This window comes from Ensifer sp. Root558 (assembly GCF_001427045.1).
Lineage (GTDB): Bacteria > Pseudomonadota > Alphaproteobacteria > Rhizobiales > Rhizobiaceae > Ensifer > Ensifer adhaerens.
On the sequence record NZ_LMGC01000004.1, the window covers coordinates 152,367 to 167,051 of the forward strand.

Here is a 14,685-nt window from a genome sequence, read left to right on the forward strand (position 1 = left end):
CGGTGGAGATGAGGTCCAAGTGTGCTCTTTTGGTGGACTATCGTCCAATTCGGCGTGGACTTTCAGCGCGCCATCGGAAGCAAGTGATCGCCGGCCTTCGCCTCGCCGGCTCCACCTGCGATCGCAGTCTGGATCGGCAATCGCCGAAATCCTTGTCCTATTTTTAAGACGCTGTGGCTCGATTTCGGCGCCTACCGCCGGTTTGTAGCGTCCGTATCTTTTTTAGGCCCGCTATCTCAGGCGTGGCGAAGAGGCTCGGCCACCATCCGACGCCGCACCTGCCGGAGAAAGCAACGCGAACCACCCGCGCCCTCCGCCAGTTTGGTTTCACCGATCCTGTTGAGGAGAGTGCCTTGATCCGCCGGTTTTCGACCTTCTGCCTCGCCGCGGCGCAGCTTGCCGTTTTCACGCAATCGTCCTTGGCAAACGATAGTGCCGACCTCGTGCTCAGAAACGGGACGATCGTCACCATGGACGAGGCTCGACCGGCGGCGGAAGCGCTTGCCATTTCCGATGGCCGCATCGTGGCGGTCGGCAGCGACGAGGACATCGAGAACCTGGTGCGACCTGATACGGAGGTCCTGGACCTTGGCGGCCGCACGGTCATTCCCGGCCTTGTCGATACGCATATCCACGCGATCCGCGGCGGCCAGACTTATCCGTTCGAGACCTACTGGCATGACGAAACGAGCCTTGCGAGCGCGCTTGAAGCCTTGAAGACTGCGGCGCGGGATCGTGCCAGGGACCAGTGGGTCGCGGTCGTCGGCTCCTGGCATCCGGACCAGTTCGCCGAGCGCCGAGCGCCTGACGTCGCCGACCTCGACAAGACCCTCCCGCAGACGCCGGCCTATGTGCAATATCTCTACGACTACGCGCTCGTGAACACCAAGGGGATCGAGCTGCTTGCTCTCGACAGTGCTGCGCCGAAGCTGCCGCCCGGCATCACGATCGAGCGCAACGAAGAAAGCCGCGCAACGGGCAGGCTCTTCGGCAACATCGGCTCGTTCAACGTGCTCTTCGGACAACTCAGTGCAATCGGCAAGAACGAGCGCAAGGCGAACCTGAAGGTCTTCTTTTCGCATCTGAACGCGGTCGGCGTCACCGGCTTCATCGACCCTTCCGCAGGGCCGGCCGTCGGCTATGAACCGTTCTTCGCGCTCAGGGACGAAGGCGGCCTGACACTGAGGGCCGGCTACCGAATTCCGGCGGCCCATCCCGGCAAAGAAGCCGAATGGTTCCGCGAAATCATGTCGTTCCGTCCCGCCGTCCACGACGACGGCACGCTGAGCTTCCTGGGTCTTGGCGAATCCCTGGTCTTTGCGATGAACGACGGCGTGCAGATGGGGCCGGGTTTCGCTCCGCCAAAGGAAGCGCGCGACGAACTCTTGAAAGTCGCGCAGTTCGCTGCGGAACGGCGTATCCCCGTCGAGATCCACGCCTATACCGATGACGCCGCGAGCGCCATCCTCGACGTTTTCGAAGAGGTGCACAAGACGCACCCGCTCAACGACCTCCGGTGGTCGATCGCCCACCTCAACACCGGATCGGAACGGACCCTCGACCGGATGCAAAAGATGGGTCTCGCCTACACCGTCCAGATGGGTCCCTATTTCGAGGGAGCGGCCATCGCAGGCGCCAATGGCACGGCTGTCGCAGCCGTTTCACCACCGACGCGCCTTGCCATCGACAAGGGGCTGCTTGTCGCCGGCGGCACCGACTCCACACGCATCGGCGTCGCCGGCGTCTGGCAGGCGATAGAGTACCACCTGACGGGGCGTTCGCTTGGAGGCACGGTGCAGAAGGCGAGCGACCAGTTGCTCACGCGCAAAGAGGCGCTGCGGCTTTACACGCGAAACGCAGCATGGATCGCCTTTGCCGAGGAGGATCGCGGCACGCTTTCCGCCGGCAAGCTCGCCGATCTCGCAGTGCTCGACAAGCCCTACATGACGATGCCGGTCGACGAGATCGATACCATCCGATCGGTATTGACCCTGCTTGGCGGCAAGGTCGTGTACGATGCCGGCGCGCTCCGGTCTGCCGAGCAATAGCCGGGGTCAGAAGCGCACCCCAACCGTCACGGCGTGGCGAGATCGTGCCTCCGCATCCATCTTGTTGCGGCCGACACAGCCCGGCCGCAATACACCGATCATCGCCGGGACCAACCCGTCCCGACGAAAGACGTTGCGACCACTCTGGTCGACGCGAGATTTGGCTTAGAGAGACGCAGCCAAGCTCGGCAGGGCCGGGTAAGCGCCAAAGGCTACGCGATCACCAATCCCGCCGGCCCGGCCACAGTTTCCCCGATCACCGCCGCGCCGAAACCGTGCTTGTCGAACAGGTCGAGCACCGCCTGCGCGGACGACCGGTCACAGGCGACGAGCAAGCCGCCGCTCGTTTGTGGATCGCAAAGCAGCGCCTTGTCGATCGCGCCCATCTCGCGGGCAAAGGCCACGTCCTGCCCATAGCTTGCCCAGTTCCGCCCGGAGGCGCCGGTGACAAAACCGGCGGCAGCCAGATCGAAAGCACCTTCCAGAAGGGGAACGGCGGACCAGTCGACCCGGACCTGGCAGTTCGACCCGCGCGCCATTTCGAGCGCGTGGCCGGCAAGGCCAAAACCCGTCACGTCCGTCATGGCATGCACGCCGGAAAGCCGCGCGAGATCGGGTCCGGCCGTGTTGAGGCGCGTGGTGCTTTCGATCATCCTGATATAGCCGGCTTCATCGAGCGCGCCCTTTTTCAACGCCGCGGAAAAGATGCCGACGCCGAGCGGCTTGCCGAGGATCAGCACGTCACCCGGCTCGGCTCCGCTGTTGCGCTTGAGATGGGCCGGATCGACGAGGCCGATCGCGACGAGACCGTAGATCGGCTCGACGGAATCGATCGTGTGGCCGCCGGCGATCGGAATGCCGGCCGCCCGACAGGCCGCCGCCCCGCCGTCGAGGATGGCGCCAATGGTTTCCGTCGAGAGCACGTTGACCGGCATGCCGACCAGCGCCAGTGCGAAGATCGGCGTTCCGCCCATGGCGTAGATGTCGCTGATGGCATTCGTCGCGGCGATCCGGCCGAAATCGTGGGGGTCGTCGACAACAGGCATGAAGAAGTCCGTGGTGGCGACCACCGCCTGGTGATCGTTTAGGCGATAGACCGCTGCATCGTCCGAGGTCTCAATGCCGACCAGAAGTTCCGGCGGGACCGGCAGTTGTACCCGTCCGCGCAAAATGTCCTGAAGCACGCCCGGGGCGATCTTGCAGCCGCAGCCGCCGCCATGGGCAAGCGAGGTCAGGCGCGGTTCGGCAGAAGCGGAAATACTGCTCACGGTTGGAACTCCCTTCATACGGTTGCGTCAAAGGCGGCCCTGTCGCAGCTCGCGATCATGACCGATGATCCCGGGCAAGACCATGACTTTTCGGGGCAAATGCCATTCAATTCCTTCTTGACACCAGGGCCTTGAGGTTCGACCATCCCGGTAAGACCGATACGCATGGAAGAGGATGACCTCCAATGAACATCGATCTTTCCCGCCGCAGTTTCCTGAAGCTCGCTGGCGCAGGAGCCGCGGCCACCACGATCGGCGCCATGGGCTTCGGAGCAGCCGAGGCCGCAACAGCCGCCCATGTGCGTGCCTTCAAACTCGCAAGCACCACCGAGACCCGCAACGTCTGCACTTACTGTTCGGTCGCCTGCGGCATCCTGATGTATTCGAAGGGTGATCTTTCCGCCGGCGAGAAGGCGGAGCTCATCCATATCGAGGGCGATGCCGATCATCCGACCAACCGCGGGACGCTCTGTCCCAAGGGCGCGGCGCTCAAGGACTTCGTGAAGTCCGAGACCCGCGCCACGAAGCCGCGTCACCGCGCTCCGGGCGCCGACACCTGGCAGGACATCTCCTGGGAAGATGCCTTCGACAAGATCGCCCGAGCGATCAAGGACGACCGCGACAAGAACTTCATCGAGAAGAACGCGGCCGGCGTGACCGTCAACCGCTGGACGACGATGGGCTTCCTTGCGGCGTCGGGCGGCACCAACGAGACGGGATGGCTGACCTACAAGACCGTCCGGTCTATGGGAGTCGTCGGCTTCGACAACCAGGCACGCGTCTGACACGGCCCCACGGTAGCCAGTTTGGCTCCAACATTTGGCCGCGGCGCAATGACGAACGCCTGGACCGACATCAAGAACACCGACCTCGTCATCGTCATGGGTGGCAACGCGGCCGAAGCTCATCCCTGCGGCTTCAAATGGGTGACGGAAGCCAAGCATCATCGCGGCGCCCGGCTGATCGTGGTCGATCCGCGCTTCAACCGCACGGCCTCGGTCGCCGATGTCTATGCGCCGATCCGCCCCGGCTCCGACATCGCCTTCCTGATGGGCGCGATCCGCTACTGCATCGAGAACGACAAGGTGCAGTGGGACTACGTCAAGAACTATACCAACGCCACCTATCTGGTGAACTCGGAGTTCGGCTGGGCCGATGGTCTCTTCACCGGCTATGACGAGGAGAAGCGCGACTACGATCGTACCGCCTGGGACTACCAACTCAACGAGGACGGAACGGTCAAAACCGATCCGACTCTCACGGACCCGCGCTGTGTCTGGAACCTCCTGAAAGAGCATGTCGCGGTCTACACACCGGAATTCGTGGAAAATATCTGCGGCACGCCCAAGGATCGCTATCTGAAGATCTGCGAGATGATCGGCGCGACGTCGGCGCGCGACAAGGTGATGACCTCGCTCTACGCGCTCGGCTGGACGCAGCATTCGAAAGGCGCCCAGAACATCCGCGGCATGGCGATGCTGCAGCTCATCCTCGGCAATGTCGGCCTGCCGGGCGGTGGCGTCAACGCGCTACGCGGTCACTCCAACATCCAAGGATTGACCGACATCGGCCTGCTTTCCAACTCCCTGCCGGGTTACATGAACCTCGCGACGGAAAAGGAGACGGACTACACCACCTACATGTCGACGCGCGGCAACAAGCCGCTCGTTCCCGGCCAGACAAGCTATTGGCAGAACACCCCCAAATTCATGGTCAGTTTCCTGAAGGCCATGTGGGGCAGCGCTGCCACGAAGGAAAACGACTGGGGCTTCGACTGGTTGCCGAAGCTCGATGTCCCCTACTACGACATCCTCAGGATGTTCGACATGATGAGCCGCGGCGAAGTGAACCTCTACTTCTGCCAGGGCTTCAACCCGCTTCTGTCCTTCCCCAATCGGGCGAAGCTGACCGAGGGTCTGTCGAAGCTGAAACTGCTCGTGACAATCGACCCGCTGCAGACCGAGACGGCGCATTTCTGGGAAAACCACGGTATCTACAACCAGGTGGACTCCGCCAAGATCATGACGGAGGTCTTGCAACTCCCGGCGACCTGCTTTGCCGAGGACGAGGGCGCCACTGTCAATTCGGGCCGCTGGCTGCAATGGCACTGGCCGGGGGCGACACCGCCTGGTGACGCCAAGCACGACACCTGGATCATGGCCAACATCTTCCTGCGGGTGCGTGAACTCTACCGCAAGGAAGGCGGGGTCTGTCCCGAGCCTATCCTGAACCTTGCCTGGGATTACAAGGACCCTTACGAGCCGGAACCGGCCGAGCTTGCCCAGGAGATGAACGGACGCGCGCTGCAGACGCTCTATGACCCGACCGATCCGACGAAGGTGCTGGTCGAGGCGGGCAAGCTCCTGCCGAACTTCGGCGTGATGCGTGACGACGGTTCCACCATGTCGGGCTGCTGGATCTATGCCGGGTCCTGGACGGAAGAAGGCAACATGATGGCCCGGCGCGACAACAGCGATCCGGGCGATGTCGGCACCTTCCTCAAATGGACCTTCGCCTGGCCGGCCAATCGCCGCATCCTCTACAATCGCGCGTCCTGCGATCTCCAGGGCAAACCCTGGGATCCGGCGCGTAAACTGATCGAATGGAACGGCGAGCGTTGGGCCGGCTTCGACGTGCCCGACATAGCGGTGACGGCAAAGCCCGAGGCGGTGATGCCGTTCATCATGACGCCGGAGGGCACCGCCCGCCTCTTTGCCCGCAAGCTGATGCGGGACGGGCCGTTCCCAACACATATGGAGCCGTTCGAAAGCCCGGTCGAAAATCCGTTCAACGCCAAACTTCGCGGCAATCCCGTAGCGCGCATCTTTCCAGGCGACCTGCAACAGCTGGGCACGAGCACCGACTTCCCCTTCGTTGCCACATCCTACCGCCTCACCGAGCATTTCCACTTCTGGACCAAGCACAGCCGTGTCAACGCCGTGCTGCAGCCGGAATTCTTCGTGGAGATCAGCGAGGAGCTGGCGGCTGAACGCGGCATCACCAAGGGCGGGCGGGTGCGCGTGTGGAGCGCACGTGGCGAGGTCTGGGCGAAGGCAGTGGTGACGAAGCGAATTCGTCCGCTGATCTGCAACGGCAAGCCGGTCCATGTGGTCGGCATTCCCTTGCACTGGGGCTTCATGGGTGCGGCCCGCAAGGGCTTCGGCCCGAACAGCCTGACCCCCTTCGTCGGCGACGCCAATATCGACACGCCGGAGTTCAAGGCCTTCCTGGTCAACATCGAACCGGCGGCGGAAGAAGGAGCTTCGGCATGAGCGAACGCGCACCGGAACCGGTAACGGCCGCCGCCAACCCGCCGCTGCAACCGCTGGCGTCGAACCTGTTGCCGAGCGACATCGTCAAGGCTTCGGCAACAAGCAACGTGCCGACACCCGAACGACAACTGACCCCGGTCGCCAAGCTGATCGACGTGTCGAAATGCATCGGCTGCAAGGCCTGCCAGTCCGCCTGCATCGAATGGAACGACACCCATCCGGACCTGGAGGAAAATGTCGGCGTCTACGAGAACCCGCATGACCTGACGGCTGATATGTTCACGCTGATGCGGTTTGCTGAATACGAGAACCCGGTTACCAACGAGTTCGAGTGGTTGATCCGCAAGGACGGCTGCATGCACTGCGCCGATCCCGGCTGTCTCAAGGCCTGCCCGGCACCGGGCGCCATCGTGCAATATTCCAACGGCATCGTCGATTTCATCTCCGACAACTGCATCGGCTGCGGCTATTGCATCGCCGGCTGTCCCTTCAACATTCCGCGTATCTCGAAGACCGCGCATGTGTCGAAGAAATGCACGCTTTGCTCGGACCGCGTGGCGGTTGGACAAGGACCGGCCTGCGCCAAGGCCTGCCCGACCAAGGCGATCACCTTCGGCACGAAGGAAGACATGGTCACGCTTGCCAACGAGCGCGTCGAGGACCTGAAGTCGCGCGGCTACGATCATGCCGGCCTCTATGACCCGCAAGGCGTCGGCGGAACGCATGTGATGTATGTGCTGCACCATGCCGATCAACCGTCGCTCTATTCCGGGCTGCCGGAGGATCCGCAGATTTCGCCGGTGGTGCGCGGTTGGAAGGGTCCGGCTAAGACCGTCGGCCTCGCCGTTGCCGGACTTGCCGCCGCCGGCGCCGTGCTGCACGGCATCTTCGCCCGGCCGAACGAGGTGACCGCCCATGAGGAAGGCGAGGCGGAGGAACTCGTCGAGGATCGCAACCGCCCGCAAGGCGGCAGGGAGGCGTGATGGCTGACAAACGTATCTATTCGGCCCCCGGCGACAGGATCGAGACGAAGCATCCGGTCACCGTCAATCGCTATCGTGGTTATACCCGTCTCAACCATTGGGTCACCGCCGCCTGCATGATCGTGCTTCTGATCTCCGGACTTTCCTTCTTCCACCCGTCGCTGTTTTTCTTGACCGGCCTCTTCGGCGGCGGCCAGACCACGCGATGGCTGCATCCGATCGTCGGACTTATCCTCGTCGCAAGCTTCCTCCTCCTGTTTGCGCAGATGTGGAAGCTCAATCTGCCGCGGCGCGAGGATGTGGAATGGAGCCGCAAGTTCGGTGATCTACTCCAAGGCAACGAAGAGAGCCTGCCCGAACTCGGAAAATACAATGCCGGCCAGAAGATGGTCTTCTGGGGCATGTCCGGTCTGATCGTCGTGCTCGTGACGACCGGCATCATGATCTGGGAGCAGTACTTCCCGGACCTCGTTTCCATCCCCGTTCGCCGCATCGCGGTCGCGGTGCATGCGCTGGCGGCGCTTTTCACGATCCTGATCTTCATCGTCCATGTCTATGCGGCAATCTGGACGCGCGGCACGATAAGGGCCATGACCCGCGGCACCGTCACCGGCGGCTGGGCCTTTCGGCATCATCGCAAATGGCTGCGCGAACTGGCTGGACGCCAGGGCTCCGACCCGTCAAAATGAACGTCTCCTACAGCGCCGCGCGTCCTATCAGGCGCGCAAAGGTTGCCGTAGCACCTTGTAATGCTGCATGATCGGGCCTTGCGGCCGGATTGCCGGAGATGCGATGGCAGAAGACATACAACCCGATCCCTCCCTCATCGGCGGCGTGCCGAAACCGCCGCTGGCCTTCCTGCCCGAGCCGGTCAAACTGTTCCAGACACGCGCACGCCGCTTCGCGTTTCTCGCCGAAAGCAACGCGCTTGCGCCTTATCTCACCTTCCTCGCGGCGCTCTCCAAACTCCAGGCTCGCTTGGCGGTAACCCTTCCGCCCGTCGCGGCGCCCACATCGGCGCGCCTCGCCGAGGCCGCCCGCGCCGCCATGCCGCCTTTCGACCGAATGGCGCTTGTCGATGACCCCGGCCTTTCCGCAACCCTCGACGCGCTTCTCGAAGGCGCTGCCGATCTCGCCATGCCCGACCCCGCCCGCCTGGCGCTCGATGCGGTACGCGCAGCAGAGGACGGCGACCGGCACTGGTTGCTCGCCAACATCCTATCGGATCGGGTTCCGGAAGACAGCGCCGCTCCCCATCTCTTCGTCGCGGCCGCGGTGCAGCTGCACATGGCGCGGCTCGCCGCGACGCTCGATGCGGAAGCCCTCGTCCCTGTCAGCCTCGGCGTCTGTCCCGCCTGCGGCGGCCGGCCGGCGACGTCGTCGGTCGTGGGTACACAGGGCGTCGAGAACGTGCGCTATGCCGCCTGCGCCTGCTGCGCCACGCAATGGAACGAGGTGCGGGTGAAGTGCCTCTGTTGCGGTTCGACCAAGGGCATCAGCTATCGTTCGGTCGAGACCTCGGAGGCGACGGTAAAGGCTGAGACCTGCCGGGAATGCCATGCCTGGGTCAAGATCTTCTACCAGGTGAAAAATCCGAGCCTGGAGCCGATCGCCGACGACGTCGGCAGCCTTGGCCTCGATATCCTGATGAAGGAGACCGAGTTTCGCCGAGGTGGCTTCAACCCCTATCTCGCGGGGTATTGATGCAGGATTTTCGCGTGCTCCCCTCGGTCGACCAGGTGCTGACCTCGCCAGAGGGACTGGCGCTGACGGAAGAACATGGCCGTCTCGCCGTCGTCACCGCCGTCCGCGCCGGGCTTGAGATCGCGCGGGAAAAAATCCGTGCGGGCGACGATGGGGCAACGCTTGCGGCCGATCTGCCGCGCCGCATCGCCGAGGAGCTGGCGGCTGCCGCCCGCTCCGCCCTTCGCCCGCTCATCAATCTCACGGGCACCGTGCTGCACACCAATCTCGGCCGCGCCATTCTGGCCGAAGAAGCCGTCAGCGCCGCAAGCGCCGCGATGGCCAACCCGCTGGCGCTGGAGTTCGACCTTGACGGCGGCGGTCGTGGTCAGCGCGACGATCATCTGCGTGGCCTGCTCTGCGAACTGACCGGCGCCGAGGACGCCACAATCGTCAACAACAATGCCGCCGCCGTGCTGATTGCGCTCAATACCCTGGCCGACGGACGCGAGGCGATCGTCTCGCGCGGCGAACTGATCGAAATTGGCGGCGCCTTCCGCATGCCCGACATCATGGCCCGCGCCGGCGCCAGGCTGGTGGAGGTCGGCACCACCAACCGCACCCATCCGCGTGACTATGAGGGCGCGATCGGGCCTGAGACCGGCGTCATCCTCAAGGTCCATACCTCCAACTACCGGATCGAAGGGTTTACCGCCGAGGTGCCGGCGCCAAGACTGGCCGAGATTGCCCGCAGGGCCGGTGTCCCGCTCTTGAACGACCTCGGCTCGGGCTCACTCATCGATCTCTCCATCTTCGGATTGCGACGCGAGCCGACGGTGGCGGAAGCCGTCGCCGAAGGCGCGGATCTCGTCACGTTTTCGGGCGACAAGCTGCTCGGCGGCCCCCAGGCGGGCTTCGTGGTCGGTCGGCGCGATCTCATCGCCGCCATCAACCGCAATCCGCTCAAACGCGCCGTTCGTCTCGACAAGATCCGCATCGCCGCGCTCGAAGCGACACTGAAGCTCTATCGCGATCCCGATCGGCTGAAGGAGCGGCTGCCGACGCTGCGCTTTCTTTCCCGGCCGGAGGTCGACATCGGCGCACAGGCGGCCCGTCTCGCTCCGGCAATCGATGCGCTGCTCAAGCCGCACGGCTATTCGGCAGCAGCTTGCACGTGCCAGAGCCAGGTCGGCTCCGGCGCCTTGCCGGTCGATACGATCCCGAGCGCCGGCCTGCGGCTGACAGGCAGCGGCGGCGACGCGCCGGAACGGCTTTCCGCACGGCTTCGCGCCCTGCCCATCCCGGTCGTCGGCCATATCCGTGATGGCGCGCTGGTCCTCGATCTGCGTTGCCTGGAAAGCGACGAGATGCTCATCGCGGCCCTGGCAGCACTATGATCGTCGGGACGGCAGGGCATATCGACCACGGCAAGACGGCGTTGGTGAAGGCCCTGACCGGCACGGACGCCGACCGCCTTGCCGAGGAAAAAGCCCGCGGCATCACCATCGACCTCGGTTTTGCCTATACCGACCTCGGCGGCGGGACGGTCACCGGCTTCGTTGACGTGCCGGGTCACGAGCGGCTGATCCATACGATGCTTGCCGGCGCTGGCGGCATCGATTTCGCGCTGCTGGTGGTCGCAGCCGACGACGGCATCATGCCGCAGACGCGCGAGCATCTCGCGATCCTCGACTTGCTCGGCATCACCAGAGGTTTCGTTGCGCTCACCAAGGCCGATCTGGCCGGGCCTGAGCGGCGCGCGGAGGTAACCGCGGAGATCCAGACCGCCCTCGCCGGCACCGGTCTGGAAAAGGCGCCCATCCTTGCCGTCTCCGCCCTTACCGGCGAAGGCATCGAGGTCCTGCGCGCGGGGCTCGCCGCCGCCGAAGCGGAAACCGCCGCACGCAACGATGCCGGCCTGCTGCGCTTTGCCGTCGATCGCAGTTTCACGCTTGCGGGCGCCGGCACGGTCGTGACCGGCATGGTGCTCGGCGGCCGTGCGAAGCTCGACGATAGCGTCACGGTCAGCCCGTCCGGCCTGACCGCCCGTATACGCGGGATCCATGCGCAGAACCGGAAAGCAGCGGAGGGGCTTGCCGGCCAACGCTGCGCGCTGAACATCGCCGGCGAACGGGTGACGAAGGACGCGATCCGGCGCGGCGACGTGGTCCTCGCCCCGGCACTGCATGCACCGACGGACCGGATCGACGCGGAGGTCCGCGTGCTTGCCTCGGAGGCCAAGCCGATCGGCACCTGGTTTCCCGCACGCTTGCACACCCATGCGACAGAGGTCGGTGCGCGGATCGTGCCTCTTGCCGGCCCGCTCGATCCCGGGACACAAGGCCTCGTGCAACTGGTCCTCGACCGCCCCATCGCCGCGACCATCGGCGACCACTTCATCCTGCGCGACACCTCGGCCATCCGGACCATCGGCGGTGGCCGTTTTCTCGATCTGCGCCCGCCGGCGCGAAAGCGTGGCACGCCGGAGCGACTGGCCTTCCTTACCGCTTCTGGCAACGAGGACCCGGCGGCGGCCCTTTCCGACCTGTCCGACCTGGCACCGATCGAGCTTGCGGCCTTCCTGCGCGACCGTGGCCTGGGCGAGGACACGCTTTCCGGGCTGCTGATTGCCGCCGGGGCGAGGGCCATCGGCGACCACGCGCTCTCGTCCGCAGCAGCGGACGGATTGCGGGCGAACCTGACTGACACACTCACAGCCTTCCACGCAGAAAACCCGGAGCTTGCCGGCATCGGCCGCGAACGGTTGCGGCTCCTGCTCAAACCGCGCCTGCCGACGACAAGCTTCCTCGCGTTCCTCCGAGACGAAGCCGCGGCAGGTCGAATCGTGCTTGACGGCGCCTTCCTGCGCCTGCCGGGCCACGAGGTTCGGCTGTCGCCGGCGGACGAGGACCTGTGGCAGCGGATCCATCCGCACCTCGTCGACGATAGCCGCTTCCGGCCACCGCGCGTGCGCGATTTCGCGGCCCTTCTCAATGCCGACGAGCGCGACATACGGCGCGTGCTGAAGCTCGCCCAGAGGCTCGGGCAGACCCACGAGATCGCGCACGACCATTTTTTCGCCCGCGCGGTCGTTGAGGAGATGGCGGCCATCGTGCTCGATGTGGCGGCACAGGCGGAAGACGGCTGGTTCACCGCGCCCAGCTTTCGCGACCGGGTCCACAACGGCCGCAAGGTCGCCATCGAGGTCCTCGATTTCTACGACCGGCTCGGCCTGACCTTGCGCAGGGGAGATCTGCGTCGCATAAATCCCCATCGCAGCGACCTGTTTCAGCGCTGAGGAAGGGAATCGTCTCCGGTGGGACGGCCGGACTTCAAATCCGGTTGGGGCAGCGAGCCTGTCCCGGGTGGGTTCGACCCCCACTCCCCTCCGCCAGCGCTCACGCATTGGAGCTCAGGCTGCGGGATGCGCGGACGTTCAGGGATCGCTTCGCCTTCAATGCGCGATTGCACGCCCCGTCCCCGCCGTACAGCGACTGTCCGCCGAAGTGAGAAGCGCAAGCGCGGCTGGGCTAGTTGCCCAGCCCCTGGATGGCAAGATCGACCTGCTCAGCTGTTGGAAGAGCCACGTCGACGACGACGCCATCCTCGTCCGGACCGAGCGGCTCGAGGGTCGCAAGCTGAGTGTCGAGCAGGGAAGCAGGGAAGAAGTGTCCCGCCCGATGCGAGAGCCGGTCGGCCAGCACGGTGCGGTCGCCGTGCACATGCACGAAGCAGACGCGCGGCGCGCCCGTGCGCAGGATGTCGCGATAGGACCGTTTCAGGGCCGAGCACCCGACCACCGAAGGGCTGCCAGCCGCCTCGTCCTTGGCAATTTCTGCGGCCAGCGCCCGCAGCCAGGGTTCACGGTCATTGTCGTCGAGCGGAATGCCCGCGGACATCTTGGCGACGTTCTCCGGCGGGTGAAAGCTGTCGCCCTCGACAAAACGCCAGCCGAGCCTTGCGGCCAGCGCCTCGCCGACAGTGGTCTTCCCGCTGCCGGATACGCCCATCACCACGATATGCTGAAGGTCCTCACTCATAGCAGCCACCATCCCACAAGCGCGAAGGCGAAACCAATCACCCCGAGCAGGGTTTCCATTACCGTCCAGGTCTTGAGCGTCGTCCGCTCATCCATCTGAAGGAAGCGGCCGACGAGCCAGAAGCCGGAATCGTTCACATGGCTCAGCACCGTCGCGCCGCAAGCGATGGCGATCACGAGGAAGCACAGGTCGAAGGGGCTAAGCCCCGTCGTTGCCGCGACCGTTGGAGCGAGAAGGCCCGCCGTCGTCGTCAGTGCCACGGTCGCCGACCCCTGCGCCACACGCAGGGCCGTGGAGATGAGGAAGGCGGCGACGATCAGCGGCATGCCGATCGCCTCGAGGCTGCCGGCGAGCGCCTGGCCGATGCCGCTTGCTCGCAGCACGCCGCCGAACATGCCGCCGGCTCCGGTAACGAGAATGATGCCGCAGATCGGGCCTAGCGCCCCGTCCATCAGCTTTTCCATGTCCTTGAGCGTACGCTCGCCGCTGAGGACCCACATGCCGACGAGCACAGTGATCAGCAGGGCGACGGGCGTCTGCCCGGCCATGCGCAGGATGCTGACCCACAATGCGCCGCCGTCGATCATCTTGGCGGCGGCCAGCGTCGATAGGCCGGTATTGAGGAAGATCAGCACGAGCGGCAGCAGCAGCACCAGCATCACCGTGCCGAAAGACGGGGGCACTTCGTCGTGCGCCGCCTCGTTCGGCGACCCGAGAAGGGTTGGCACCGGCAGTTCGAAGCGTTTGCCTGCCCATAGGCCGAAGAGATAGCCGCCGAGATACCATGTGGGCAGCGCCACGACGAGGCCGACGAGCACGAGCAGGCCGATATCCGCCCCCAGCAATTCGCTGGCGGCCACCGGGCCTGGATGGGGCGGGAGGAATGCGTGCATGACCGCAAAGGCGCCTGCCGAAGGCAGCGCATAAAGCAGAACCGAGCCGCCGAAGCGGCTTGCGACGCTGAAAATGATCGGCAGCATGACCACGAGGCCGGCGTCGAAGAAGATCGGAAAGCCGAACAGCAGCGAGGCGACGCCGAGCGCGAGAGGCGCGCGCTCAGGTCCGAACTGGCCGATCAGCCGATCCGCGAGCACCTGCGCGCCACCGGAGACCTCCAGCATCCGCCCGATCATCGCGCCAAAACCGACGAGCAGCGCCACCGAGGCAAGCGTCGAGCCAAAGCCCTGCAGGAGGGTCGGGACCACGTCCGCGAAGGAGATGCCGGTCACCAGCGCCGTCAAGAGGCTGACCAAAACCAGAGCGACGAAGGCATGCAGGCGCAACCGGAGGATAAGAAAAAGAAGCAGGCCAACGGCTGCCGCCGCGATCAGCAGGAGCGTCGCGGTTCCGTAGGCGGGTTCGATCGAAGTCATGTGTCCTCCTTGTTCCGG

10 protein-coding genes and 1 tRNA gene are annotated in these 14,685 nt (G+C 64.9%); 8 read left to right on the forward strand and 3 right to left on the reverse strand.

The window, feature by feature from the left end:
• Positions 1-353 precede the first annotated feature (353 nt).
• Positions 354-2,048: an amidohydrolase gene (locus ASD63_RS08445; protein ID WP_200953451.1), complete on the forward strand. Its 1,695-nt coding sequence runs from the start codon at positions 354-356 to the stop codon at positions 2,046-2,048.
• A gap of 212 nt (positions 2,049-2,260) precedes the next feature.
• Here ASD63_RS08445 and selD read toward each other — a convergent pair whose 3' ends face one another.
• Positions 2,261-3,307 (reverse strand): selenide, water dikinase SelD, encoded by a 1,047-nt coding sequence (gene selD, locus ASD63_RS08450; RefSeq protein WP_234852732.1) that lies wholly within the window; start codon positions 3,305-3,307, stop codon positions 2,261-2,263.
• 194 nt (positions 3,308-3,501) lie between these two features.
• Here selD and fdnG point away from each other — a divergent pair, with 194 nt between their 5' ends.
• From fdnG to ASD63_RS34940, 7 genes are all read left to right on the forward strand, one after another.
• On the forward strand, positions 3,502-6,588 hold the full coding sequence (gene fdnG, locus ASD63_RS08460) for a formate dehydrogenase-N subunit alpha (RefSeq protein WP_082936535.1): 3,087 nt from the start codon (positions 3,502-3,504) through the stop codon (positions 6,586-6,588).
• Entirely contained in the window at positions 6,585-7,571 is a 987-nt protein-coding gene (gene fdxH / locus ASD63_RS08465; protein WP_060528993.1) for a formate dehydrogenase subunit beta, read from the forward strand. Before fdnG ends, fdxH begins: the two co-directional genes overlap by 4 nt.
• A complete protein-coding gene (locus ASD63_RS08470; RefSeq protein ID WP_034787487.1) occupies positions 7,571-8,260 on the forward strand; it encodes a formate dehydrogenase subunit gamma in 690 nt (229 codons plus the stop codon). The genes fdxH and ASD63_RS08470 overlap by 1 nt, the downstream gene beginning before the upstream one ends.
• Positions 8,261-8,363: 103 nt before the next feature.
• Positions 8,364-9,275, forward strand: coding sequence for a formate dehydrogenase accessory protein FdhE (gene fdhE / locus ASD63_RS08475; protein ID WP_060528994.1), 912 nt, complete (start codon positions 8,364-8,366; stop codon positions 9,273-9,275).
• Positions 9,275-10,651 (forward strand): L-seryl-tRNA(Sec) selenium transferase, encoded by a 1,377-nt coding sequence (gene selA / locus ASD63_RS08480; protein ID WP_034787493.1) that lies wholly within the window; start codon positions 9,275-9,277, stop codon positions 10,649-10,651. Before fdhE ends, selA begins: the two co-directional genes overlap by 1 nt.
• Positions 10,648-12,552, forward strand: coding sequence for a selenocysteine-specific translation elongation factor (selB, locus tag ASD63_RS08485; protein ID WP_034787496.1), 1,905 nt, complete (start codon positions 10,648-10,650; stop codon positions 12,550-12,552). Before selA ends, selB begins: the two co-directional genes overlap by 4 nt.
• A tRNA-Sec gene (locus ASD63_RS34940) sits at positions 12,553-12,648 on the forward strand.
• A gap of 136 nt (positions 12,649-12,784) precedes the next feature.
• Here the strand turns inward: ASD63_RS34940 and ASD63_RS08490 are convergent.
• The gene (locus tag ASD63_RS08490) at positions 12,785-13,294 is read right to left on the reverse strand and encodes a gluconokinase (RefSeq protein ID WP_034787499.1); all 510 of its coding nucleotides are present in this window, start codon (positions 13,292-13,294) and stop codon (positions 12,785-12,787) included.
• Positions 13,291-14,667, reverse strand: a complete 1,377-nt coding sequence (locus tag ASD63_RS08495; RefSeq protein WP_034787501.1) for a GntP family permease — start codon at positions 14,665-14,667, stop codon at positions 13,291-13,293. The genes ASD63_RS08490 and ASD63_RS08495 overlap by 4 nt, the downstream gene beginning before the upstream one ends.
• Positions 14,668-14,685: the final 18 nt, after the last annotated feature.